General features: G+C 67.6%; 24 protein-coding genes and 2 tRNA genes. 11 read left to right on the forward strand and 15 right to left on the reverse strand.

Annotated elements, in window-relative coordinates; translation table 11 throughout:
* Window positions 1-154 precede the first annotated feature (154 nt).
* Together ACZ5TV_RS10565 and ACZ5TV_RS10570 are read left to right on the forward strand one after the other, a co-directional pair.
* The gene (locus ACZ5TV_RS10565; RefSeq protein ID WP_464383818.1) at window positions 155-985 is read left to right on the forward strand and encodes an amidohydrolase family protein; all 831 of its coding nucleotides are present in this window, start codon (window positions 155-157) and stop codon (window positions 983-985) included.
* Window positions 986-1,048: 63 nt separating this feature from the next.
* Window positions 1,049-1,564, forward strand: coding sequence for a DUF371 domain-containing protein (locus tag ACZ5TV_RS10570; RefSeq protein WP_379782102.1), 516 nt, complete (start codon window positions 1,049-1,051; stop codon window positions 1,562-1,564).
* 81 nt (window positions 1,565-1,645) lie between these two features.
* Here ACZ5TV_RS10570 and ACZ5TV_RS10575 read toward each other — a convergent pair whose 3' ends face one another.
* Window positions 1,646-3,019: an OFA family MFS transporter gene (locus tag ACZ5TV_RS10575; protein ID WP_379782100.1), complete on the reverse strand. Its 1,374-nt coding sequence runs from the start codon at window positions 3,017-3,019 to the stop codon at window positions 1,646-1,648.
* Between the two features lie 248 nt (window positions 3,020-3,267).
* Here ACZ5TV_RS10575 and ACZ5TV_RS10580 point away from each other — a divergent pair, with 248 nt between their 5' ends.
* The gene (locus tag ACZ5TV_RS10580) at window positions 3,268-3,564 is read left to right on the forward strand and encodes a hypothetical protein (RefSeq protein ID WP_379782098.1); all 297 of its coding nucleotides are present in this window, start codon (window positions 3,268-3,270) and stop codon (window positions 3,562-3,564) included.
* Window positions 3,565-3,753: 189 nt separating this feature from the next.
* Here ACZ5TV_RS10580 and ACZ5TV_RS10585 read toward each other — a convergent pair.
* From ACZ5TV_RS10585 to ACZ5TV_RS10595, 3 genes are all read right to left on the reverse strand, one after another.
* Window positions 3,754-3,825, reverse strand: a tRNA-Ala gene (locus tag ACZ5TV_RS10585).
* 80 nt (window positions 3,826-3,905) lie between these two features.
* Window positions 3,906-4,421: a type II toxin-antitoxin system RatA family toxin gene (locus ACZ5TV_RS10590; RefSeq protein WP_379782096.1), complete on the reverse strand. Its 516-nt coding sequence runs from the start codon at window positions 4,419-4,421 to the stop codon at window positions 3,906-3,908.
* A 135-nt stretch (window positions 4,422-4,556) separates the two neighbouring features.
* Entirely contained in the window at window positions 4,557-5,240 is a 684-nt protein-coding gene (locus tag ACZ5TV_RS10595) for a metallophosphoesterase family protein (protein ID WP_379782093.1), read from the reverse strand.
* A gap of 202 nt (window positions 5,241-5,442) precedes the next feature.
* On the opposite strand from ACZ5TV_RS10595, the gene ACZ5TV_RS10600 reads away from it, so the two are divergent.
* Both ACZ5TV_RS10600 and ACZ5TV_RS10605 read left to right on the forward strand, forming a co-directional pair.
* A complete protein-coding gene (locus tag ACZ5TV_RS10600) occupies window positions 5,443-6,384 on the forward strand; it encodes an NOP5/NOP56 family protein (protein WP_464383819.1) in 942 nt (313 codons plus the stop codon).
* Window positions 6,377-7,015 carry a fibrillarin-like rRNA/tRNA 2'-O-methyltransferase gene (locus tag ACZ5TV_RS10605; RefSeq protein ID WP_379780672.1) on the forward strand — a complete coding sequence of 213 codons (639 nt, stop codon included), beginning with the start codon at window positions 6,377-6,379 and terminating at the stop codon, window positions 7,013-7,015. The genes ACZ5TV_RS10600 and ACZ5TV_RS10605 overlap by 8 nt, the downstream gene beginning before the upstream one ends.
* A 15-nt stretch (window positions 7,016-7,030) precedes the next feature.
* Here ACZ5TV_RS10605 and ACZ5TV_RS10610 read toward each other — a convergent pair whose 3' ends face one another.
* From ACZ5TV_RS10610 to ACZ5TV_RS10620, 3 genes are all read right to left on the reverse strand, one after another.
* Window positions 7,031-7,234 carry a helix-turn-helix transcriptional regulator gene (locus ACZ5TV_RS10610; protein ID WP_379780670.1) on the reverse strand — a complete coding sequence of 68 codons (204 nt, stop codon included), beginning with the start codon at window positions 7,232-7,234 and terminating at the stop codon, window positions 7,031-7,033.
* Window positions 7,231-7,647 carry a DUF2178 domain-containing protein gene (locus tag ACZ5TV_RS10615; protein WP_379780668.1) on the reverse strand — a complete coding sequence of 139 codons (417 nt, stop codon included), beginning with the start codon at window positions 7,645-7,647 and terminating at the stop codon, window positions 7,231-7,233. The genes ACZ5TV_RS10610 and ACZ5TV_RS10615 overlap by 4 nt, the downstream gene beginning before the upstream one ends.
* 215 nt (window positions 7,648-7,862) lie before the next feature.
* Complete coding sequence (locus ACZ5TV_RS10620) at window positions 7,863-8,171, reverse strand: transcription initiation factor IIB family protein (protein ID WP_379780666.1); 309 nt, start codon at window positions 8,169-8,171, stop codon at window positions 7,863-7,865.
* Between the two features lie 92 nt (window positions 8,172-8,263).
* Here ACZ5TV_RS10620 and ACZ5TV_RS10625 point away from each other — a divergent pair.
* Window positions 8,264-8,348: transfer RNA gene (locus ACZ5TV_RS10625), tRNA-Leu, on the forward strand.
* Window positions 8,349-9,200: 852 nt separating this feature from the next.
* Here ACZ5TV_RS10625 and ACZ5TV_RS10630 read toward each other — a convergent pair.
* The 3 genes from ACZ5TV_RS10630 to ACZ5TV_RS10640 are packed head-to-tail and all read right to left on the reverse strand — an operon-like array spanning window position 9,201 to window position 12,523.
* Complete coding sequence (locus tag ACZ5TV_RS10630; protein WP_379780664.1) at window positions 9,201-10,265, reverse strand: sugar ABC transporter permease; 1,065 nt, start codon at window positions 10,263-10,265, stop codon at window positions 9,201-9,203.
* Window positions 10,262-11,290 carry a carbohydrate ABC transporter permease gene (locus ACZ5TV_RS10635; RefSeq protein ID WP_379780662.1) on the reverse strand — a complete coding sequence of 343 codons (1,029 nt, stop codon included), beginning with the start codon at window positions 11,288-11,290 and terminating at the stop codon, window positions 10,262-10,264. Before ACZ5TV_RS10635 ends, ACZ5TV_RS10630 begins: the two co-directional genes overlap by 4 nt.
* A gap of 21 nt (window positions 11,291-11,311) precedes the next feature.
* A complete protein-coding gene (locus ACZ5TV_RS10640; RefSeq protein WP_379780660.1) occupies window positions 11,312-12,523 on the reverse strand; it encodes a substrate-binding domain-containing protein in 1,212 nt (403 codons plus the stop codon).
* A 152-nt stretch (window positions 12,524-12,675) separates the two neighbouring features.
* Between ACZ5TV_RS10640 and ACZ5TV_RS10645 the strand changes: the two genes are divergently transcribed.
* The 4 genes from ACZ5TV_RS10645 (at window position 12,676) to ACZ5TV_RS10660 (ending at window position 18,493) form a co-directional block, all read left to right on the forward strand.
* Complete coding sequence (locus tag ACZ5TV_RS10645; RefSeq protein WP_379780658.1) at window positions 12,676-13,809, forward strand: ABC transporter ATP-binding protein; 1,134 nt, start codon at window positions 12,676-12,678, stop codon at window positions 13,807-13,809.
* Between the two features lie 552 nt (window positions 13,810-14,361).
* Window positions 14,362-16,806, forward strand: a complete 2,445-nt coding sequence (gene mutL / locus ACZ5TV_RS10650) for a DNA mismatch repair endonuclease MutL (protein ID WP_464383820.1) — start codon at window positions 14,362-14,364, stop codon at window positions 16,804-16,806.
* A 44-nt stretch (window positions 16,807-16,850) separates the two neighbouring features.
* The gene (locus tag ACZ5TV_RS10655; protein WP_379782106.1) at window positions 16,851-18,011 is read left to right on the forward strand and encodes a thiolase family protein; all 1,161 of its coding nucleotides are present in this window, start codon (window positions 16,851-16,853) and stop codon (window positions 18,009-18,011) included.
* A complete protein-coding gene (locus ACZ5TV_RS10660; protein ID WP_379782109.1) occupies window positions 18,008-18,493 on the forward strand; it encodes a PhlB family protein in 486 nt (161 codons plus the stop codon). Before ACZ5TV_RS10655 ends, ACZ5TV_RS10660 begins: the two co-directional genes overlap by 4 nt.
* 22 nt (window positions 18,494-18,515) lie before the next feature.
* Here ACZ5TV_RS10660 and ACZ5TV_RS10665 read toward each other — a convergent pair whose 3' ends face one another.
* The 3 genes from ACZ5TV_RS10665 to ACZ5TV_RS10675 are packed head-to-tail and all read right to left on the reverse strand — an operon-like array spanning window position 18,516 to window position 22,320.
* On the reverse strand, window positions 18,516-19,325 hold the full coding sequence (locus ACZ5TV_RS10665; RefSeq protein WP_379782111.1) for a metallophosphoesterase: 810 nt from the start codon (window positions 19,323-19,325) through the stop codon (window positions 18,516-18,518).
* The gene (locus tag ACZ5TV_RS10670) at window positions 19,325-21,049 is read right to left on the reverse strand and encodes a hypothetical protein (RefSeq protein ID WP_464383821.1); all 1,725 of its coding nucleotides are present in this window, start codon (window positions 21,047-21,049) and stop codon (window positions 19,325-19,327) included. Before ACZ5TV_RS10670 ends, ACZ5TV_RS10665 begins: the two co-directional genes overlap by 1 nt.
* Complete coding sequence (locus tag ACZ5TV_RS10675) at window positions 21,046-22,320, reverse strand: Single-stranded DNA binding protein (protein ID WP_379779984.1); 1,275 nt, start codon at window positions 22,318-22,320, stop codon at window positions 21,046-21,048. Before ACZ5TV_RS10675 ends, ACZ5TV_RS10670 begins: the two co-directional genes overlap by 4 nt.
* 78 nt (window positions 22,321-22,398) lie before the next feature.
* On the opposite strand from ACZ5TV_RS10675, the gene ACZ5TV_RS10680 reads away from it, so the two are divergent.
* Window positions 22,399-22,740, forward strand: a complete 342-nt coding sequence (locus ACZ5TV_RS10680; protein WP_379779986.1) for a DUF7510 family protein — start codon at window positions 22,399-22,401, stop codon at window positions 22,738-22,740.
* A gap of 7 nt (window positions 22,741-22,747) precedes the next feature.
* Here the strand turns inward: ACZ5TV_RS10680 and ACZ5TV_RS10685 are convergent, their stop codons facing one another.
* Both ACZ5TV_RS10685 and ACZ5TV_RS10690 read right to left on the reverse strand, forming a co-directional pair.
* Entirely contained in the window at window positions 22,748-23,776 is a 1,029-nt protein-coding gene (locus tag ACZ5TV_RS10685) for a glycosyltransferase family 4 protein (protein ID WP_379780010.1), read from the reverse strand.
* Window positions 23,777-23,922: 146 nt separating this feature from the next.
* The gene (locus ACZ5TV_RS10690; protein ID WP_379779988.1) at window positions 23,923-24,201 is read right to left on the reverse strand and encodes a DNA-directed RNA polymerase subunit L; all 279 of its coding nucleotides are present in this window, start codon (window positions 24,199-24,201) and stop codon (window positions 23,923-23,925) included.
* Window positions 24,202-24,248 lie beyond the last annotated feature (47 nt).

Raw genomic sequence — 24,248 nt, forward strand, 5'->3', positions numbered from 1 at the left:
GATCCGACGCCGCGAGCTCCGTCGCGCCCCCGTTCGTCTCCCGGCGGTGGCCACATTGTCTAGGCGTTACCGTCCGGCTAGTGGGTCGGACCGGCGTGGATACACTCCGAGACGACCGACAGACACATGCGGGTCGAGTGGGAGGAACGACCGAATGCTGGGGTTGGAACACGACTTCCGGATCGTCGACACCCACGCCACGCTGGACCCCGACGAGGCCTCGGTTGCGGCCCACGGCCGGGACATCACGCCCGAGCGACTGGAGCGCGAGATGCACCAAGCCGGGGTCGTGCGTGCGGTGGCGAGTCCCGGCCGGCGGGCGTCCGGACGGAGCTACCTCCGTGCGAACAACGCGGTCGCCCGGCTCTCCGTCGACCGACCGTTCGTCGCGTTCGCTCGCCTCAACGGCCCACGCGACCCCGGCGGTGGCCCCGTCGCCGCGCTCCGCAACCTCCGCGCCGAGCGGGACGACCACCACGCCCGGCCCGACGACGTCGAACAGTACGCCTACGACGACCGGTTCCACGGGTTCAAGCTCGTTCCGCCGTACGACGGGCTCCCGAACGAGGACGTCTTGACCCGTCTCGAGGCCGCGGACCTCCCCGTTATCGTCCACGGCGGAACGCGGTTCCCGCCCGATGCCATCGAGCGCGACCTCCTCGGGTACGACTTCCCCGTGATCCTCGCCAGCTTCGGCGGGTACCCGCTCGACGCCGACCTGATGAACCGGACGATCGACCTGCTCGACGAATACGATCGGTTGTACCTCGACACGAGCGCGGTTCGCTACCGGGAGATCCTCGAACGCGGCGTGTTGGAGCATCCCGATCGCATCGTCTTCGGCTCCGGTGCCCCTGACGTCCATCCGAACGTCGGCGTGATGGAGGTGTTGACCCTCGACGTCTCCGAGGACCTCATGCGCCGCGTCCTCGCAAAGAACCCCGCCCGGCTCGTCCCCGCGCTTGCCGAGGGCGCCGACGTCTGAGACGAGCCCTCTGTGGGCCTCCGGAACGGTACCGATTTGCCCTCGCGCTGACGAGGCGTGGACATGACCGACGATCCGATCGACCCGCCCGTCTCACCCGCGGACGATCCGGACCTCCACACGGACGACGCGAACGTTCGCACCGAGGTCGTCCACGGGTGCGGCCACGAGAACGTCACCGCAGAGCACGTGAGCACGTTCGAGCTCACGACCGACGACTGGCTCACCCCCGCCGGCGACTGTATCCTCGCGGTCGACGCCGACCGGACGCCCCGCGACTTCGATCCCGCGTTCCGGGAGGCGTGTCAGGACCCGGACGCGACGATCACTGCGACGATCACTGTCGACCCCGCGCCCGGCGGCGGGAGCCTGTCGGCGACGATCACGGGGCGGGGGGATCCCGGTTTGACGCTCCTCGACGGTCGCTCGATGGTCGGGCGCACGAGCGGGTACACCGACGACGAGCGGACGATCCTCGTCGACGCCGACGCCGCGGCCGCTGACCTCGACCGCGACCTGGTCGGCGCGCTCACGAACCCCGACGCGAAGGTCACGCTCGAACTTTCGGTAGAGACCTGATCCCGTCCGGCAGACTGGTCGGAAGCTGGGCGTGAGGGGGAACGCGGGGGAGGGGGCAAGCAATACGGCCGTTCCCCACCGCTACGACGTTGGCGGCCGCAACAGGAAACCGGCGATCCCCGCGGCCAGCGCCAGCGCGCCGCCGAAGACGAACGTGGCGTCCCAGCCGATGACGCCAACCAACCAGCCGACGACGCCCCCGCCGAACACCCCGCCCCACATCTTCCCCGAGTAGACGAGCGAGTAGTTGGCCGAGGAGTGACGACTCCCGTAGTAGTCGCCCACGAGACTGGGGAACAGCGAGAACTGCGAGCTCCAGAAGAAGACGGCGACCGCGACCGTCAGGACGTAACCGATCCCGCTGCCGATCCCCGCGAACCCGACGATAGCGAGGGTGGCAAGCCCACACAGCAGGAACGACACCGCGGTGATCCGCTCGCGGTCGAACCGGTCGGAGAGCCCGCCGACGATCAGGCGGCCGCCGGCCGATCCGACGGGGAGCAGCGTCGCCGCGATCGTCGCCGTCCCGGCGGTCAATCCGGACTCCTCAGCGTACAACACGGTCCGTGCCGTGATCATCAGCCCCGCGGCGCTCACCGCGAAGAACATGAAGTACATCACCCAGAACTGCCAGGTTCGGACGACCTCCCGCCACGTGTACTGGCGTTTCCCGTCGATACCCACGTCGGATGCGGGTGTCCCGTCGGCGCTGTTGGTTCCGTCCCCACCGTCGAACTCGTCGTCGGCTCCGTCCCCACCATCGAACTCGTCGCCGTCGCCGGGTTCGCCGGTATCGGTCGTCGTCTCGGCGTCGGTGTCGCCGGACTCGTCACCCTGTCGCTCCCAGCCTCGGGGCGGGTCCGCGAGGACGACCGCCCCCACGACGATACCGACCGCGATAAGCACGCCCGAGGCGACGAGCCCGGTCGCGAGCGCGTCGCCCGCGACCATGTACCGGATGAACGGGACGAACGCGGCGCTTCCGGCCGCGAACGCCATCGTCCCGATCCCGGTCGTGAGCCCGCGCCTGTCGGGGAACCACTTGACTGCGGTGTTGACCGCGACGGTGTACACCATGCCGACGCCGACGGCACCGACCGTGTACGCCGCGTACACGTGCCACAGCTCCGTCGCGAACGCCAACGCGACGTAACCGCCGCCCGCGAGCACGCCCGCGACGAGCGTCACGGCCCGCGGCCCGTAGCGATCGCGCCACCACCCGGCTGGGAACTGGATCAGCGCCATCGCGACGACGTACGCCGTGAACACGAACCCGAGCGCGGACAGCGAGGCGTCGAGATCGGCCGCCAACGGCCCCTCAAGCGACGACCAGACGTACTGATACGGACTCACGAGCGCCATCATGGTCGCGGCAGCGGCGATCTGCCACCACCGGGAGTAGCCGAGCTCGCCCCTCGCCGCCGCCGCGTGGTCGACGTCGTCTATCCCGTTCATCGACTCGGATCGAGGGGCGTACTGGCACGAAGCGATCGGTCCATTCGTCGGTCGTCCGATATCACGTCGGGGGGTATACAACCGCTTCGCCTTCGGCAGCCCGCGCCGGGGCTTCTAGGGCTGATCGCCGACCGGTCGGCCGGTCGGTCGCCCGACGACTCGGCCGTGTCACTGTCCGGCAACCCGGTCATTCGACCGCACCACTGCCGCGCACGGAACGCTTTTGCCCGCGTCGGCCAAGTGTCGGTATGGCTCTCGTGGCGTCACCGGGAATCGCGCTCGCCGGCGTTATCGCCACCGTCGGCGTCTTCGTGGCGATCCGCTGGGATGCGGTCCGGGTCGAGGTCGGCCGGCCGACGCTGTGGGGAGCGATAGCCGCCGTCCCGGTGCTCGTCGGCTTCTCGATGTACCTGTTCGTCGCGGTCCCGATGACCGGGGTTATCGTGACCGCGAACACCGGCCTCGTCCTCTACGGCTTCGAGCGGGAGATCGCGACCGGCGAGGAGGAGTCGCTCGAACCTGGGTCGCTCCCGAACCGGAAATAGGGTCGCGATCGACGGTTCCGGTTATATACACGAGAGAGCGCGTCCGCTGTGTGAGTCTCTGCGATCAGCACGACGGAGGAATCGGAGTGGACTCGCCGGGATTTGAACCCGATGGCGAGAATCGCTGACGCGCCTCTCGCGTGATTCAAATCCTGTCTCGACCATCCTCGCTCGCAAAACTCGCTCCGATGGACTCGCCGGGATTTGAACCCGGGGCCTCTCCCATGCCAAGGGAGTGATCTACCACTGATCTACGAGCCCGCGTTCGCACCCGTTTCTTCCGCGCTGGATATCTTAAGGGCTTCGACTCGGCGAGGGCGGTGCCGGATCCCTCCCACGGATCAGATCCGGTCGGAGTCGACGTACACGTCGAGGTCGACGTCGCGGTTCGACCCCTCCAGATCTCGAACGGCCCGCTCGACGACGCGCTCGGCCTCCGACCTGATAAGGGGGATCGCCTTCTTCAGCACCCAGTCGAACGAGACGAGCCGCGGCAGATCGAGGGCGTCCGGGCTCGCCGACCCCGGATCGAACTCGACCTCCAGGGCGACCTCGCAGGTCCCGGCGTCGTCGAGCGGCGTGACACGCCAGCAGCCGCCGGCGTCGATGTCCTTCGTGATCTCCCAGTCGATCCGTTCGGGGGGTTCGACACCCGTCACCCGCGAGTGAGCGGTGTAGGTGAGCTTCCACCACGCGAACGTTAGAGCGTATCGCGTGTCCGGGCCGCCGTCGCCCCGTATCGTCCGGACCTCCCGAAGGTGCTTAGAGTAGCGCGCGTACTGCGGGAAATCGAGGAGGAACTCGTAAACGACCTCCGGCTCGGCGCGGACTTCCGTGCGTACGACGAGTTCGTCCACACCGATCCGAGTCCCCGGCGACTATTAAGCGGTCCGGCAGGCCTGACGCGTCGTCATCGCTGTCGCGCTGTCGTCACCGTTGTCGCGCCGTTGCCACCACCGTCGCGCCCGTGGGCGGACTAGAGTCGCGCGCCGCTACTCTCCCGTATACAGTCGCTCGCCGGTTCGTTTCGGGAGGCCGGCGGCCTCGACCGCCTCAACGACGTGGTCGATGTCGTAGGCGACCCGCCGGAGGTCGACCTCGTCGGCTGCGGTGTCGAGCACGGCGTAGGCGGCGTCGGGGTCGCCGTCGCGCGGCTGGCCGACGCTTCCGGGGTTGACGACCAGTCGGTCGCCGACCCGTCGAGCCCCTTGGACGTGAGTGTGTCCGAGGACGAGCCCGTCGACAGGGCCGTCGAGCGAGTCGAGATGGCGGCCAAGCGAGGGGAATTCCTCCGGATACACGTACGCGTCCTCGCGGTCGGGTGCGGGGTGTGAGTGGACGAGGTGATACCGATCGCCAGCGAACGACGCGGCTCGGGGGAGCGATCGGAGCCAGTCTAGGTCGTCCTCGTCGAGCGCGCGCTTCGCGTGTTCGAGCCCCGCCTCGGCCATCCGGTTCGCCCGGTAGCGCTCGGGCGTCTCGACGGTCCGGTCGTGGTTGCCCCGAACCGTGACCGCCGCGACCTCGCGTACTCGATCCAGGCAGTCGGCGGGCCAGGGGTTGTACCCGATCACGTCACCGGCACAGACGATCCGGTCGACGGCGGGCATGTCGTCGAGCACTGCTTCGAGCGCCGGGAGATTCGCGTGGACGTCCGAGAGGAGTCCGACTCGCATCGCGTGGGTGTTCGCCGTCGACGTCCGAATAGCTTCGGCCGATGCGTTCGCCGACGCCGGGAGGACCTGCCCATGTCGGGGGGCCAGCCCACGCCGAGAATACCTACCCATGCCGGGGGACCAGCCGACGCGCCACGGACGCGCCGCAAGCGCGCAGCCCGTTCGGGAACGCCTATACGACCGGACCGTGTACCTCCGGTCGATGACCGACTCCGACACCGGCGGGGACGCCCCGGCCGACACCGGCTGGTTCGCCGGGCTCGCCGCCGCCGACGTCGCTACTAACGCCGCCGCTTCCGACGCCGACGGCGCGGCCGGAACGGACGACACGGGTACCGATGCCGTCCACGCGCGGATCGCCGACGGGACCGCCGACGACCCACGGCCGTGGCCGCGCCTCGCCGTCGAGTCCGGCTTCGCGGCCGACGAGGCGACGTACTACGACCGACTCCACGAGGCGACCGTCGGAGCGACTCGCGCGAGCGTCCGGGAGCGCGAGCGGGCCGACGACCGACAGCTGATCCACGCGGTGCGGGCGAGAGACGACTGCGAACGGGTCGCCAACGAGCTGGCCGAGCGGGCCGCCGAGTGGTCGGGGAGCCTGTTCGACGACGTCGGCGTCGGTATCGATGGGGCGCGGGCGGTCGCGGAGCGCCAGCCGTCAGGGGAGTCGGAACGCCGGGCGGTCTCGCTGGCCACGCGGGTCGCGGACCTCGCGGACGAGCGCGACGCGCTGACGGCGACGATCGAGCGGGTCGCCCCCGCAGTCGCGCCCAACCTGACGGAGATGGCGGGCCCGGAGCTCGCCGCACGGCTGATCGCGCTGGCCGGCGGGTTGGAGTCGCTGGCGAAGAAGCCCTCCGGGACCGTCCAGGTGCTTGGCGCGGAGGACGCGCTGTTCGCACATCTCTCCGGCCGTGCGCCGTCGCCGAAACACGGGATCATCTACACGCACGAGTTCGTCCGGGGGACCCCGCCAGCTGACCGCGGGTCCGCCGCACGGGCGCTCGCGGGCAAACTGACGCTCGCGGCCCGGGTCGACCACTACTCCGGCGAGCGCCGCGAGTCGATTCACGCCGACCTCCGGGATCGGATGGAGACGATCCGCGCGCGCTCGGCGGTCGGGGGTGACGGGAATGAGTGACCAGTCGATCCCCGACGGCGTCGAGCGACGCCCGTTCGACGGTGAAACGGAGTTAGCGACCCGTGGATCGCCGGTGTACGGCGAGCCCACGGCGGGCGACTGGCGCGCTTGGGACCCCGGGCGATCCAAGCTCGGCGGGATGTTGGAGCTCGGGTTCGATACGGGACTCGCGGGCGGCGAGACGGTGTTGTACCTCGGTGCCGCGAGCGGGACCACGGTGAGCCACGTTGCCGACTTCGCCGGTCCGACGTACGCGGTGGAGTTCGCGCCCCGCCCGACGCGGGACCTGCTCGACGCCGCCGCGGACCGCGACCGGCTGTTTCCCCTTCTGAAGGACGCGCGGAAGCCGCGAACGTACGCACACGTCGTCGAGTCCGACGTTGACGCGATCATCCAAGACGTTGCCAGCCGTGGGCAGGCGGACGTGGCTGTGCGGAACGCGCGGTTTTTGGCCGATGACGGGCGGCTCCTGCTCGCGATCAAGGCGCGTAGCGAGGACGCCACCGCGTCGCCGGAAGCGGTGTTCGAGGAGGCACTCGATCGGCTCCGTGACGCCTACGAGGTGCTCGAAACCGATCGACTCGACCGGTTCCACGAGGACCACCTCGGTGTCGTCGCGACGCCGAGATAGGTCCCGAAAGCGGGGCTACCCCTCGTCGGGTTCCGGGTCGAACAGGTCCTCGATCCGGCAGTCGAAGTGATCCGCGAGCGCGAACGCCAGCTCCAGCGAGGGGTCGTACCGGCCGCGTTCGATGGCGTTGATGCTCTGTCTGGTGACGCCGACCGAGGCGGCGAGATCGGCCTGACTCTCGCCGGTTTCGGCCCGCCGTTCGCGGATGTCGTTTCTCATGATCGCCGTCGAAGCACGGTGTAGACGGCCCCGAAGACGACGTATATCGCGAACAGCGTCCACATCGCGCCGTCGAAGGCGGCCGGGAGTTCGAGGACGCCGCCCTCCTCCAAGGCGATCCCGCCGGGAGCACCGAGGACGAAGACGAACGCGAAGACGCCGAGCGTGTAGTCGCTTGCCTTCCGCTCGATGGCGGTGTCGCGTTCGTCGTACAGCGTCACCGGACTGAGCTGCCAGATGGCTATCATTCCGAAGAAGCCGCCCCAGTAAAGCAGGACGCCGACGAGGAATCGATCGAAATACATCCCGGCCCATAGCGCGAGGATCCCTCCAAAGAGGAGGCCGTACATCAGTCGTTTGTAGCGTTTCCGCCTGGAGAGCCGTTTTCTTGCGGGAGTTTCGTGTCCGTTCATGATATGTAAAGCGTCCGTTCCGTAAAGCACGCTTTACAGTATAGTGTGCTTTACAACCATACATAAATCTATCGGGGCGTTCGGCGTTTCAGGGGGATCCGAGAACGGTTGACGTCGAAGCGGGAGAGCGGCGACAGCAAGCCAGTGTGCGTGGCGTGTACTATCAGCGTCAGGAGCACGGTGAACGTCGGGGGCCGGGAGCGATCGGGAGCCGATCACCAAGTCGGCGGGGAGAACCCGGCGTCCTTGAGGAGGGGCTTCCACCGGCTCTGGACGGAGAGCCGGGAGACGTCCATCGCGTCGGCGACGGCGGACTGTGGCCGCTCTTGCCCGCGGATCAGCGCGGCGGCGTACAGGCTGGCGGCCGCGGTCGCGGCCTTCGATCGGTCGGTGTCCGGGACGCCCGAGAGGAAGACGTCGACCGCAGTCGAACACACCTCGTCGTCGAGGTCGAGCTCCGCACACGCGGCTTCGAGCCGCGAGATCCACTCCTCGTTGTCGACTCGGTCGCTCGCCCGGTACATACCGGTCCGTTGGCGACCGGCATATAAAAACGGTCCGTGGGGGCGGTGCAGTTCGTTAGGTTCTTGAGTCGGTTCGAGTTATATCGGGGCGCGCGCGGGTTGCCGAGCCAGGCCAAAGGCGTAGCGCTTAGGACGCTATCCCGTAGGGGTCCGCCGGTTCGAATCCGGTCCCGCGCACTGAGCGAAAGAGCGTAGCGACTGAGCGAGGGAGCAGGAGCGGATTTGAGCCCCGCGAGAAAGGCGCAGCGAACGAAGTGAGCGAGCATTTCTCGCCTCGGTTCGAATCCGGTCCCGCGCATACTGCCTCGAACAAATGTGAGAGGCATGTATGCGCGCAGGATTCGAAGCAGGGTACGGAGCGAAGCGAGGTTTCATCCGGTTCGAATCCGGCCCCGCGCACAAACGAACGAAATGAGCGAAGGGCAGATCGCGATCGATGCCGGGCGTGGGTATGGTAAAACGGCTGTGACGAGATAGTATATAACTGCTCGAGAGTGATGCGACGATTGCTTATAAATAAGCAGGGCGGTGGCGCGCCCCGGTTCGCGCCTTTATAAGGCGCGAACCGACGGTGCGAGGGAGCCCGCGGCTGTTTTTAAAAACAGCCGCGGCGAGGTTGGGGAGGTGTGAGGTGTGGCCGCCGTGCGGGGTGGGACTCAAAGGGGCAGTCGCGAGGGCGAAGCCCGCCGCAGTAAGCACCGCAGCGAGGGAGCGATAGCGACTGAGCGAGGCGCACAACAAGGCGCGCGAGCCGTCGCGGGTGGGGCTTTGAAGATTTTTACCGCGCCAGCAACGAATTATACCCGAGCGGCTGGGGCTTTGGACGTGTTCATCACGACAGCAACCATTTATAAACAGCCGCCAGCAACACCAGCGCTCTCTTATAAACAACCGATCATCCGTACTGCGATACCCACTCTCGCAATCGCTCACATTCGTGTCGGTACCGACCCGGACCGGATCCGAACGTCTCACTCAGTGTGGATCTCAACGGATCGAATATAAAACGGCTGCCGGGAGGGTGTGGTGCTACCCTTCCATCCCGCCGAACGAGAGGCCGCTTTCGACCGACCGCTGAGCCATGAAGTAGACGATCGCGACGGGGAGCGCGAACAGGTTCGCGAACGCAGCGAACCGCGTCCACGGCGTCTGGAATCGCCCCTCAGTCGCGAGGTTGTACAGCTCGACCGAGAGCGGGTAGTTCTCCGGACTGAGCAGAGTCTGTGCGATAATGAACTCGTTCCAGCCGGCGAGCCAGACGAAGATGAGGATGACGGCGAGTCCCGGTTTCGTCAGGGGGATGATGATCTCCCGGATCGTCTCGAGGAAGCTCGCGCCGTCGACCATCGCCGCCTCCTCGTAGGAGACGGGGATGTTGTCCATGTACGTCTTCAGTAGCCACGTGTTGAACGGGATCGCGCCGGCAGCGTAGAACAGCCCGAGAATGAACAAGTTGTTCGTCAGCCCATAGCTGCTAAACAGCGAGTAGAGGGCGACGAGCGTCGCGATCGAGAGCCCGGCCCCGATCTGTGTGAACAGCACGTAGCCGTAGAGGATCCGCTTGCGGGCGATGAAGCTCCGCCGCGAGAACGCGTATGCGGCGGGGACGATCATCGAGAAGCCGACGACGATCGTCACGGTGACGATGTAGAGGCTGTTGAACAGCGCACCCGGGCCGGTGTCGGTGCCGGCCCACTCGAAGGCGATCGGGAGCAGTCCGCTTCCGCCGAGCGTGATCGTGGGGTAACCCCAGTCGCCGCTCTCGAAGAAGAAGTCGGACTCGAAGATCACCCAGCGGTACGCCTCCAGGTTGTACGTCGTCGGATCGGGGAAGATACCATCCGTGTTGAACAGCCGAGTGCCCTCCGCGAGCGACGCGGCGGTGATCCAGTACAGCGGGAACAACAGGACGAGCAGCATGGCGAACCCGAGTAGGGTCATCGCCACGCTCGCCCCGACGTCAAGGGCGGTCCGGTTCCCGTTCCGGACGTCGTACACCGCCCGCTGCATCAGTACGACCGCGCGCTTGGGTGCCGTCGCGAAACTGACGAGCTTCGCGCGGAGCAGGTCCGCGGCCGAGCGGAGCCAGCTCATGAGTCAGCCACCCCCTCGGCGAGCCGCCCGTACTTCACGGCGAAGTACATGAACAGCCCGACGAACGCGATCGCGACGATCAGGATCGCCGCCGAGAGGCCGAACTCGTTGAAGTTGAGCGCCTCCCGATAGCCGTACACGATTATCAGCTCGTTTTGCCTCGCCGGACCACCCTGGTTGAACACCCATGGGATCAGGAACTGCTGGAACGACGTCGCGCCCGTGAGTATCGACGCGAACAGTACCGGCCGTCTGATTGCAGGCAGCGTCACCGTGGTGAACCGGTGGAAGTACCCCGCGCCATCGACTTTCGCCGCCTCGTGGAGCTCGCGGGGAACGTCTTGAAGCGCGCTCACGATGATGATCACCATGAACGGGTACGCCAACCACACCTCCGTCGTGACGTACGCGAAGAACGCCTCCCAGCGACCGCTGAGGAAGCCGACCGGCACGTCGACCAACAGCGCCTGTGGCACGGAGACGCTCGCGAAGAAGACGACCGTGTCGACCGCCTCGCCGATCCACAGCATGAACGTGTTGTACCGGTCCAAAACCACGTTGAACACGCCGAACCGAGCGTCACTGAACATCCCGCGCCAGACCGTGATCGTGAAGATGGCCGGGAAGCCGAGCGGGACGATCACCGCCGCCCGCATGTATCGTTTCCCGGCGACTCTGGCGTGGTTCAACAGGAGCGCGATCCCGACGGCGACGAACACTTTGATCACGAGCGAGACTGCCACGAACAGCCACGTCGTCGACATCGACGTCCAGAACTGCGAGTCGCTCAGCAGCTGGACGTAGTTGTCCAAGCCGATCAGCTCCGCGCTGCCGCCGATGACAGACCCGGCGAACGTCGCGTCGGTCAGTGAAATATAAAACAGATAGAAGATCGGGTACAGCATGAAACTCGAAAAGAGGATCATGCCGGGAACGACGAGGAGCAGCCCCCAGTCACGACTGGAGAAGGGCGACGCCTCCCGGAGCTGCGACAGCCGACCCACACTACCGGTTGATGAGGCCATAATGGTGTTGTGCCGGAAGCCTTACAGGCGCTCGCGGATCTCCGAGGCGGCCTGGTCGAGGGCCTCGTCGCCCGCCTGGTCCTCGTTGAAGACGCGCGTCAGCGCCTCTTCGACCGGCTCCCAGACGCTGTCCATGTCCGGGTGAGTCGGCATCGGGACGCCGTGGTCGACCTGCTGAGCGAACGCCTCGACCTCGTCGGAGAGATCGGCGTCCGTGACGGCCGCTTCCAGAACGGGAATGAACCCGTGGTTATCCGCGTTGTCGAGGACGGTCTCCTCGTTAGTCGTGTACCACTCCGCGAAGCCGGTGATCGCGTCGAGAGTGTCATCTTCCGCGTCCGCGAGCATGGAGCTGAAGTAGAACATCTGGATCCCGGAGTAGGTCCGGGGGTGGTTGCCGTCGACGGTCGGCAGCTCCGCGACGCCGACGTTCTCGACCTCCTCGTTGAGGTTTCCGAGCTCCCACGGTCCGTTGATCGCGAACGGCGCGAGCTCGTCCGCGAAGACGATGATCTGTGACTCGTAACCCGGGTCCTCGGGAATGTAGTCGAACAGGGTTTCGAGCGCCTCGAGCCCCTGTTTACACTCGTCGCTGTCGACGGTGACCTCGAGCGCGTCCTCGTCGTAGAGGTCTCCGCCGTACGCCTGAAGGAACCCGCTCGCGAAGTATGGGTCGGTTGCGGGGTAGGAGAGGCCGTACTCCCCGTTTGCCGGGTCGTGGAAATCCTCCATGATGTCGACCATCTCGTCCAGCGTCTCGGGCGGCTCGTCGACCATGTCCTCGTTGTAGTAGAGGGTGACCGTCTCGGAGGCGAACGGGAGTCCGTGAACGGCCCCGTCGAACTGGACCGCGTCGCGGGCCGCGCCGGTGTACGCGTCGAGGTCGACGTCGATGTCGTCGCTCGCGTCGTAGAGGAACTCCGGCTCCTCGCGGACGGCGAAGCGGCCGACCCAGTCGTGCGCCCAGATCCACGAGTGGGGACCGTCGCCGGCCGGGATCGCGGTCTCGATCTGCTGGTCGAGGTCGCCACCGGGCTCCTCCTGTGTGAGCTCGAGCCCCGTTTCCTCCTCGTACGCAGCGATCGCCGCCTGCATGTCCTCGTCTTCCGCGTCCGCGAGATCGGTCCACATCGTCGGACCGGAAACCCCGTCGTCGTCGGAACAGCCCGCTAAGGCCGCGATCGCTGCCGATCCCCCCATCGCTTTGAGTAGTGTCCGTCGGTTTGCGTTCATGGCTTGCAACAAACGATGAATTACATCTTCATACATTTAGTTTTTGGGATCGTTCGTGTGGTTTAGGATCTCTCGATATACGATGAGATCGTTCCTCACAGTTTGCCGATACGCCGAAGGACTAATAAGCCGGGAGACATCTGTTCAGGGAAATGGCGGAAGTCACACTCGACAGCCTCAGAAAGGAGTTCGATAGGGGAACCATCGTCGCCGTCGACGACGTGGACCTCGAGATCGAGGACGGCGAGTTCGTCACCGTCGTCGGTCCGTCCGGCTGCGGGAAGACGACGACGCTCCGGATGGTCGCTGGCCTCGAAGAGCCGACCGCCGGGACGATCCACTTCGACGACGAGGACGTGACGGACGTCCACGCGAAGAACCGCTCCGTCGCCATGGTGTTCCAGAACTACGCGCTGTACCCGCACAAAACCGTTCGCGAGAACATGGCGTTCGGTCTCAAGATGAGTACCGAGATGACGAAAGACGAGCGTCACGAGCGCGTCCGGGAGATGGCCGAGATGATGGGGATCGAGGAGCTCCTCGACGACAAGCCCGACGAGCTCTCCGGCGGCCAGAAACAGCGCGTCGCGCTCGGACGCGCGATCGCCCGTGAGCCCGAAGTGTTCCTGTTCGACGAGCCGCTCTCGAACCTCGACGCCAAGCTACGGACGGAGATGCGCGCGGAGATCCAGAAGCTCCAGAAGGAGTTCGGCGTCACGGCGATGTACGTCACCCACGACCAAGAGGAGGCGATGACGATGGGCGACCGCCTCGCCATTCTCGACGAGGGGCAGCTCCAGCAAGTTGGGAAGCCGACCGAAGTGTACGAGAACCCGGTCAACCGGTTCGTGGCGGGGTTCATCGGATCGCCCGCGATGAACTTCGTCGATGTCGATGTCGATACGACCGGGGACACCACGACGCTCGTCAATGAGGCCGCCGGCTTCGAGCTCCCGCTCAGCGACCAGTATCTGCGGGGCCACGACCTCCGCGACTCGGCGTACACTCTCGGGATCCGCCCGGAGAACGTCTCCGTGATCGAGGAGCCGAAGGGGAACGAGATCGTTACCACGACCGTCGAGGTCGTCGAACCGATCGGCTCGGACAACTACGTGCACCTCGCGCTCACTGACGACTTCCTCGCGCGCTCGCGGCCGGACATCAAACCCGAACCCGACGACGTGGTCGGGATCGACTTCGACGAGCGCGACCTCCACCTGTTCGACCCGGAGACCGGCGAGGACGTGTTCCTCCGTGAGGTCGAACCGGAAACGGTGGCCCCCTGAAGCGAAACCGCGTCGGCGGTTGGCGCGAGTATATAATCTGCTCTTGTGGCGCGACGACGTTGTCAGAGTGGGCGCTTCGTCGCCCGCGTATCTTGAGGCTTGGCGAATACGTGGTCGATCGTGGTCCGGCGGTGGCCGCGTTCAGTCTCGACAGTTTGCTTATAAACAGGTGCTCGTGAGCCGGCGGAGATCGCGGTCGAAGCCTCAGGCTGCGGACGTAGTCCGGTGACTGCCCTCTTGTATCCCGTCCGTACAGCTCCTCACCCGTCCCCACCCTCGTCGTCCTCGCCCTCGCTTCGCTCGATCGCCGCCGACTCCCTCGCGGGCTCTCGCCGGGGGCAAAGCCGCCGGCTGTCAGAGGGGCCTCCGGCCCCTCCTTACTCACGGCCTCGCTGCGCCCGACCGCTTGGAGCCACGCCACCGCGTTGGTTTATCGTCGTCGCCGCTCACGATAGGTTCTCTCGGATCCGCGTCCCCGAACCCGTCCACGCTCCTCCGGCGTCGCCGAGGGGGACGGTTTGAAGTGCGCGCTCGTCGGAGTACGGGACAGTGATGGAGCCGCCCGAGATCGAGCGGTTGGACGAGCGGACGATCCAGCGGATCGCGGCGGGCGAGGTCGTCGAGCGCCCGGCCAGCGTCGTCAAGGAGCTGATCGAGAACAGCCTAGACGCGGGTGCGACCCGGATCGCGGTGAGCGTCGAGGCCGACGGCACGGAGGGGATCCGCGTTCGCGACGACGGCGTCGGGATCCCGGCCGACCAGCTGGAGGCGGCGGTCGCCGAACACGCCACCTCGAAGATCGGGGACATCGAGGACCTCGACGCGGGCGTCGCCACCCTCGGGTTCCGCGGCGAGGCGCTGTACACGGTCGGCGGCGTCTCGCGGCTCACGGTTCGGTCGAAACCCCCCGGGGCCGACGCCGGCGCGGAGATCACCGTCGAGGGCGGATCGATCGGCGAGGTACGGCCCGCCGGCTGCCCGACGGGAACCGTCGTCGAGGTCGGGGACCTCTTTTATAATACGCCCGCCAGAAAGAAGTTCCTCAAACGGGTGGCGACGGAGTTCGACCACGTCAACACGGTCGTCACGAGCTATGCGCTCGCGAACCCCGATGTCGCCGTCTCCCTCGAACACGACGGTCGGGAGACGTTCGCGACGGAGGGGAACGGCGACCTCCGCTCGGCGGTGTTGGCCGTCTACGGTCGGGAGGTCGCCGAATCGATGATCGATGTCGACTGGACTCCGGGGTCGGCCGGCGGCGACGCTGGGGCGGCGGTCGACGGCGAGGCGACGATCGACGGCGACGACGAGGACCCGCCCGTAATCCGGGTCACCGGACTCGTCTCTCACCCGGAGACGACCCGGGCGAGCCGGGACTACCTCGGCACGTACGTCAACGACCGCTACGTCACCGCGAGCGTGCTCCGTGAGGCCGTTCTCGACGCCTACGGCGGCCAGCTCGCCCCGGACCGGTACCCGTTTACCGTCCTCTTCGTCGAGGTGCCGCCCGACGACGTCGACGTCAACGTCCACCCACGCAAGCTGGAGGTCAGGTTCGACGAGTCGACCGCCGTCAGGTCGGCGGTCGCCGACGCGGTCGAGTCGGCGCTGCTCGACCACGGGTTGATCCGGTCGACCGCGCCGCGCGGAGAGTCCGCGCCCGACGAGGTCGCGGTCGACCCCGGGTCCGCGGATACGGAGGTGGTCGGGGGTGCCGACGTCGGCGGCGGGGGAGTCGACGGCAGGCGGGTCGGTGATCCGGGAAGAGACAACGGAGCCGACGGGAACACCGGCGGTTCCAACGGGGACGCCGACGGAGCCGAGGCCACCACCTCCCGCGATATCGAACCGGATCCGGGAACCGCGACCGAGCTCGCACCCGACGACGAGGAGGCGTGGGCCGTCGACGATCTTGGTGGCGGGGACGGCGCTGCCGACGGGACGACGGACGCCCCGATGGACGTTCCGACAGACGCCGAAGCCGGAGACACCGACTCGATAGCTATCGATCCGACCGGTGACGACGCGGCGGTTGACGACGCGGCGACCGATGACGCAGCGACTGACGACGCGGCGACTGATGACGCGGCGACTGACGACACGGAGGCGGCGGACCGTCCGTCGCCGCGAGACTGGCAGTCATCACCCGGAGACGGCCCGGAATCCTCCGCGTCCGGGGACAGCCCGGGCATGACCGCTGGAGACAGCCCGGTGACGCCAGCACCCGACGCCGGATTCGAGGGAGATCCCGCGTCGGAACCGCGGTTCGCCTCCGACACCGATGCCGGGTCCCGGGCCGACAACGCAGGGTCGCGTCCGTCGGCGCCGACGAGTCAGCGCACGCTCGCGGGGGGCGAAACGACCGCGGAGCGGACGTACGACTCGCTGCCGCCGCTTCGCGTGCTCGGCCAGCTCCACGAGACGTACGTGGTGGCCGAGACGCCGGACGGGCTCGTCCTCATCGACCAGCACGCTGCCGACGAGCGGGTACACTACGAACGACTGCAACGCGAGTTCGCGGATGGCGCGACCGCACAGGCGCTCGCGGAGCCGGTTCGGATCGACGTGACCGCGCGGGAGGCGGCGCTGTTCGACGAGTTCGTCGACGACCTCGCGACGATCGGGTTTCGGGCGGAACGCGCCGGCGACCGCGAGGTCGTCGTCGAAGCGGTGCCGGCGGTGTTCGACGCCGCACTCGACCCGACCCTCGTGCGTGAGGTGCTCTCGGCGCTCGTCGGCGACGCCAGCGAGGGCGACGAGCCGGTTACCGACGTGGTCGACGAGCTGCTCGCGGATCTGGCCTGCTACCCTTCCGTGACGGGGAACACCTCGCTGACGGAGGGGCGCGTCGTCGACCTCCTCGAACGCCTCGACGACTGCGAGAACCCGTACGCCTGCCCGCACGGTCGGCCGGTGGTGATCCGTATGGACCACGACGAGATCGGATCGCGGTTCGAACGGGACTACCCCGGCCACGCCGGCCGGCGTGCGGAGTGACCGCGGAAGGGTACGTTTTAGGCGTATCGCGTGAAGGTCGAACCATGGAACGCGTAGCGATCATCGGCGCGTCGATGACCCGGTTCGGGCAACGTGACGCGTGGGTGCGCGAGCTGCTGGCGGAGGCGGGCGCGGCCGCGCTCAACGACGCCGGGATCGGCGGCGACGACCTCGATCACCTGTACGTCTCGAACATGGCGAGCGGGGAGTTCGAGGGACAGACGGGCGTCCCGAACGCGCTCGCACATGACCTCGATGCGATGCCCGCCTACACCGCGCGGATCGACCAGACCTCCTCGTCGGGCGGTGCAGGTGTGTACGCCGCGTGGCAGTCGATCGCCTCGGGCGCGAGCGACCTGACGATGCTCGTCGGCGGCGAGAAGATGACTCATCGGACGACCGCGGAGGCGACCGACGTGATCGCCTCCCTCACACACCCGGTCGAGTACAAACACGGTGTCACCCTCCCCTCCTTCGCGGGGCTCACGGCCAGACTCTACCTCGACACGTACGACGCCCCGCGCGAGAGCCTCGGGAAGGTCGCGGTGAAGAACCACAAAAACGGCGTGGACAACCCCCACGCACAGTTCCAAAAGGAGGTCGACCTCGAAACGGTGCTCGACTCGCCGATCGTCGCGGACCCGCTCCGGCTGTACGACTTCTGCCCGATCACGGACGGATCGGCAGCGCTCGTCTTCTGTCCGGAGTCCGTCGCCGCGGAGTACGTCCCCGAGGACGAGTACGCGGTCGTCTCGGGGATCGGCGGCGCGACCGACACCCACGTCGTCCACGAGCGCGCCGACCCCACGACGATGGGAGGCGTCGCCGATTCCTCCGATATCGCCTACGAGATGGCCGGTATCGGCCCGGACGACGTCGACGTGGCGGAGCTACACGACATGTTCACGATCCTCGAGTTCCTCCAGAGCGAGGACCTCGGGTTCTTCGAGAAGGGAGAGGGGTGGAAGGCGGTCGAGGCGGGCGTCACCGACCGCGACGGCGACTTGCCGATCAACACGTCGGGCGGGCTCAAATCGAAGGGACACCCGCTCGGCGCGAGCGGCGTGGCGCAGGTGTACGAGATATACGAACAGGTCACCGGGGACGCCGGTCCGCGACAGGTCGAGGCCGACACCGGTCTCGCGTGTAACGTCGGTGGGTTCGGCAACTGTGTGACCACGACGGTCCTGGAGGGAACCCAATGAGCGAACACGGCTCCGAGACGGACGAGGGGAACGGGGACACGAGCACCAACGGGGACACGAGCATCGACGGCGGCGCGGAGACGGCGTTCGAGGCGGCCGAGTACGCGGGGGGTGCGGTGTCGTACCCCCCACATCCGGTCGGCCCGGACGGCAGCGAGCGGGTCGGCACGCTCGACCTCCGCGAGTACGAGGCGCGCGTGATCACCTGGACGACCTCGACAGCGACACCGCCCGGCGTCCGCGAGCCCAACACCCTCGCGATCGTCGAGTTCGAGATGGGCGACGAGTACGACGGGCCGCCGGTCCGCGCCCTCGGACAGATAGCGGAGGGGGCCGGCGGTTCCGGCGAGACGTTCGACGTCGATATCGGCGACCGTGTCGAGCCCGTCTACGCCGCCGAACTCCGCGACCCCGGTGCGGGGATCCGCGAGCCGGAGAGCCAGGCGTGGGACGGGTTCCGGTTCCGGCCGGTCGATACGTGAGACGGCGCGCGCTCCGAGCCGGTTACACCCGACGCACGTCGCCGAGCCGCGTCCCGTCGAGGAGATAGGCGTCGGCGGCCGGGAGCGCCTCCGGAAGGAACGGCGCGAGAAACGACTGCCCGTCCACGTTCGCCCACGTCCCTCCGGAGCGCTCGTTGAACGCCGGAAAGACGATCAGCTCGGGGGGATCGGATCGCTCCCGATCCGTTATCACCTCGTCGCCGACGAACGCCCTCGGGTTGAGGCCGCCGCGGAGCCACGCGCGCTCCGTTCGCGACCCTCCGACCGCGTCCTCCAACCTGACCTGCGGGTGTTCGTGGCCCATACACACCACGTCGGCGGCGAGCAGGTCGGCGGTCGGCCACGTGTGTCCGTGGAGGACGCCGACCGTCCCCTCTCGACCACCGCCGTCCGTCACCGTCTCGCCGATGAGTCCCCCTTCCGGACCGATAGTTTCGATCGCGTCCCCGAACGCCTCCGTGACGCCCGCGTCGTGGTTTCCCTCGACGAGCGTCAGCGGGACGCGATCGGTTATCGCACGGATCAACGTCTCCAACTCCGCCCGCTCGTCACCGTCGGGTGCTCCGATCCGATGGGCCAGATCGCCGAGAACGACCAGTCGGTCGGCGTCGGTTTCATCGAGGAGTCGACACAGGTGTTCGCGACGCTCGTCGGCCCGGTTGTCGAGCTCGACCCCGCGCTCGTAGCGGAGTCCGGCCTCGATGCCGGCGTGGACGTCGGCGACGAGCAACGCGCGCTCGGATCCGAGCGCCGCGATGGCCGCCGGCTCGCCGACGACCGGTTCGACCGCGACCCGCTCGCCCCGTGCCATCAGATCGGTTTGAGCACGCCGTCGCTGGGCTCGTAGCACTTCCCGCTCATCAGCGCGTCCTGGATCGCGTCTTCGACGGCGTCCGCGTCTACGCCGTGTTCCGACGCGACCGCGTCGACGACGGCGGCGCGGTCCGCGCCGTCGCCGTCGTCGAGCTCGCTCATCGCCTCGACGGCAGCACCCTCGAGGTCGACGTCCTCGTCGTCAGTGCCCTCCGTGTCGTCGTCGCTCCCGTCACTCGCGTCGGAGCCGCCCGGGTCGCCGGATGCCCCGTCGTCGAGTCCCCCCCCGGAGTCGCCGGCCGCGACACCGGCGTCGTCCATCTCCGGCGTGTCGCCACCGACCGTGGTTTCGGCCGACTCGTCGCCCTCCGACAGCTCCTCGGGATCGGGGACATCGATGTCGGCCTCGCCCGGCTCGTCGACCTCGCCACCGGTCGAGAAGTCGGTGCCGAACTCGGACTCGATCTCCTCGCGTTCCGCGTCGTCGAGCTCGTACATCCCATCGGCCGCGTCCGAACCGGTCGGCTCGTCGGTGTCGGCGTCGACAGCAACGTCGATGTCGGTATCGGTATCGGCATCGACATCGGCGTTCGCGACCTCGTCTCCGTCGGGATCGGAGGAGCCGTCGATGCCACCCACCGCATCCTCCGGATCGGCGACTCCACCGCCGAAGTCGCCGAGCTCGTCGCCGAGTTCTCCGGCGTCGTCATCGGGATCATCGAGATCGCTGATGGGGTCGTCGCTCGTCGTATTGGCGGTCTCGGTCGTCGGAGATTCGGGTTCGGGTGTACCCGCCGCCTCGGCACCGGCTTCCGGTGCTGATTCGGCCGTCTCTCCCGTGTCGACTGTCTCTCCGGTGTCTGGTTCCGTGCCCCCGCTTACCGTCCCGTTGATTGTCGGGGTCGACGTCGACGCGTCGTCGGCCACCGTGCCGTCGTCGACTTCGGGGGTATCATCGGCCATCGGTGTATCGTCGACGGCCTCCGCGGCGATCCGAACGTCGGTTTCGGGAAGCGGGCCGATCGTGGCCTCGCCGCCCTCGTCTGGGTCGATGTCTGGCGTTCGGACCTCCTCGCGATCACCCGCGATCAGCGCCAGCGCGTCGACCGCGAGTCGGCGGACCGCCTCGACGTAGGCGGGCGAGGTGTCGTAGTGATCGATCGCTTTCGGGACCCCGGCCGCCACCGACGCGGGTGCGCCGCCGGCCTCCAGCGCGGTCCGGAGCTCCGCGCCGCGCAGCTCCGACTCCAGCGCCGCCGCGAACACCGCGAGCCGGTCGAGCGTCGACTCCGCGGCGGAGACGACCCAGCGGTCACGGACGTTCGCGTCGACCTCGTTGAGGCTCTCGGGGCGCACGGAGGTGAACACCTGATCGGAATCCTCCGGCTCGAACGTCCGTGCCTTCCCGGTTAGCGCGACGAACGTCGGCGGCTCGGCGCGTTCGAGGAACGCCGCCTCGTCGGGCTGGTACTGCCCGGCGTACGTGACGAACGCGGCGGAGGGGTCGACGACGCGCCCGCGGCTCGTCTCGTCGTTGACGCGCTCGACCTCGGTGAGCACGCCGGCGACGAACAGCCGGTTCACGCGCGCGCCGGTCGGCGTGACGACGTAGTTGGGCGCGCGCTCCTCGTCGCTCTCGGAGTACGAAAGCGAGGCGTCGTCGAACTCCGCGGCGAACAGCCGATAGGCGACCTCCCGAGTTCCCGGGCCGTCGTCGCTCATTCGCCCACCTCCGCGAGCGCCGCCCGAGCGACGTCTGCGGGATCGTCGTCCGCCACCTCGAACGCGGTCGCGTCGAGCGTCGCACCGTACTCGTCGACCGAGAGGCTGCCGCGGACGCGATACGCGCCGCCGACGAGCTCGTCGGCGATCGCCTCCGCGACCACGTCCTTGTCCATTGCCTCTTTCGCGGCCGCCAGCGCGTCCTCGAGGCCGCCGCCGTACACCGCCGCCGTCAGATCGTCGTCGAGCACGACGGTGACGGTGGCGGTGCCGTCGTCGAGGATCGCCTTCACGCGGAGGTCGTCCTCCCCGTCCACCTCGCCGTGGCTCCGGCACTGCCCGTTCTGTACGACCCGTCCGCACTCCGGACAGCGCTCGATCAGCCCGGAGCCGTCACGCACTTCGAGCACGTTGCCGACGAGCTCGACATCGAACATTCCACCGGAGTCGACCGCCTCCGCGACGGGGAGTCGCGGCGCGTCGTCGGCGACGGCGACGGGGTCGGACAGTGGTGTGACGGTCGTGAACTCGGTGAGGTTGATCGAGGGAACGCCACGGAACTCCCGGACGTACACGTCCTCGATCCGGAGGTCCGCACCGGGCTCCAGCTCGGGGGACGGGTCCCAGTCGGTGAACGGGAGCTTTGCGGTCTCGTCGCCGACGACCCCTTCGAGGATGTCGGTCTCGCCGTCGCGACCCGAGATGGTCTTCGACTCCGCCTCGAGCACGCGAACCTCAACGTTGCGGCCGCGGTCGCCGGCCGCGATCTCGACGAGGTCTCGGTCCCCGCCGATCCCGTGGTCGACGTCGACCGGTTCGTCCGCGATCGCGACCGTCGTCGACTCGTTGAGGTTGAGCTCCGGCTCCCCGTCCCACTCGCGGACGCCGGCGTTGCCGATCGTCAGCGAGTCGCCCGGCTCGAAGCCGAAGTCCTGCCAGGCGGTGTAGGAGATCGTTCCCGTCCCGTCCGCCAGCTCCCCCTCGCGGATCGTGAGGTCGTCCCCCTGATACCGGATGGTTCGGGTCCCGCGCGTGAGCACGCGAACAGTGACGGTGACGTTACTGTGGTCGGTCGTGATATCCGCGAGGTCGGCCGCGTCGGGCGTCGGGCTCGACCCGCCGCCACCGCCGCCGTGTTTCCGGCGCACGCTCTGTTTGGCCTCGTCTATCGGGACGCTGTACTCCAGTAGGTTCTCGAGGTCCGCTTTGACCTCCGCTTTGTCGACGCCGAGGTCGGAGGCGAGCTCCTCGGCATGGCTGTTGACGTCCATCGGTCGGGAGTTCGACGCGACCGCACAAAAGGGTTCACCGTCGGTAGCATTAATCCCCTCCCGGACACAGGCCCTCATATGGACGAGATCGAGTCGGGCGAGGTCGCCATCGACACGCGAGTAACCGGGAACCGAACGGTCATCGACGTGACCGGGACGCGAGATATGGCCGTGGTCGTCCGCTCGGCTGACGGCGAACGGATCTACCTCCCGCCGGAGAGCTTCGACGAGCCGCTCGACGACTCCCCGTACGCGTCGCCGTACACGTCCCCGTACAGTGGCGAAGAACCGAGAGACGGCGACGGGACGCCGTACCGTGGAGCCGTCGAAAGCACCCGCGGCGTGATGGAGACGGCGGATGGGTTCCGGATCCGCCACCCCGAACCGGTCACCGAGATCGACGTGTACCGGGAGAACTAGGCGTCGACTACGCGACGTCCTCGTAGATCTCGAGGGTGTCGCCGGCGACTTCCGACCAGTCGCGTCGCTCGTACTCGGGGGGCGACTCCCGGTTCAGCGCGGTCACGAGCCCGTCGACGATCGACTCGGAGTCGGGCGTGACCTCGACCAGACAGTCCTCCGGCAGGATCTCCGCGGCCCCACAGCGGGTCGACACGACCTGCGTCCCGGCTTCGAGCGCTTCCGTGATCGTGATCCCGAACGGCTCGGAGAAGGACGGCGAGACGAACGCGTCCGAGGCGGCGTAGTAGTCGCCGAGCTCGGCCTCCGGAACGTAGCCGACGAACTCCACCTTCTCTTCGATACCGATCAGCTCGGCGAACCGCTTCAGCTGCTCCGTCTGGTGACCGGAGCCGCCGACGACGAGCGTCACGTCGCGACCGCGCAGCTTCTTCATCGCGTACAGCAGGTGGGAGATCCCCTTCTGATCCGTGTGACGACCGACGAAGAAGAGCATCTCGCCGTCGATCCCGAGGTCCGCCCGGACGTCCTTCCCCGAGAACTTCGGCTTCGAGAACCCGTTGTACACGACGCGGGAGTCGGCACCGTACAGCTCCTTGACGTCCTCGCGGACGATCTCGCTGACGGAAATGTTCGTGTCGGCGGCGTTGGCCAACCGCCGCTCCGTTTCGACCTCGCGTTTCGGCGGATCGATGTTCCGGTCGCTCGCCAGCGAGTGGAACGATGAGACCCACGTCGCGTCCGAAGCGCGTGCCGCCTCCCGGCCGGGGCCGTACCCGAACCAGTCGTGAGTGTGGATCACGTCGTACTCGGGTGCGAGCTCGACGAAACGATCGCTGAGCCGACCGACGCGAGTGGCGACGTCGCCCTCGCCGGTCTCGACGCCTTCGACGCCCTGCTCGTCCTCGGGAGCGAGCTCCGCCGGCAACACCAGCTTGGCGTCGACATCGTACTCGTCCCGAAGCCCGGAGAACAGCTCCCCGACGTGGACGTCCAACCCGCCGGTGATGTTCGGCGGATACCCCCATCCCAGCATAAGCACGCTCGGTGACATACCCCACGGTTACGCGAGTCGGTACTTAGGTATGCCCCTCGGCTCGTGTATCGCCGGAGCGATCGGGGTCGACACGCGATGTTCGAGGGAAACGCAAATCCCGGCAGCCCGTTCGGACGATCGCTCGTTCAGGCCGCGGTGACGGCGTCGCGGAGCGCGGCGGTCCGGTCGGTGATCGACGCGGCCGCGTCTTCGACGGCGTCGAGCGGATCGACGGTTTCGGATTTCACAGTGAGGACCGGCTCGGTCTGGCCGCCGGACTGTTCCGGATTCATGTCGTACGTCGCGGCATCGACGTCGTCAGCCTCCAACAGTACGCCCTTGAGTACGTTCATGAACGTGTGATCCTCGCCCGCGATCTCGATACGGAGTTCCGTGTCGGTCTTCTCGATGACCCGCAGTTCCATACGTTTTCTGCGCCCGAGCGGCGTTTCAAGGTTTCGCCTCCGCCGGC

Source organism: Halorubrum tibetense, from assembly GCF_055396225.1.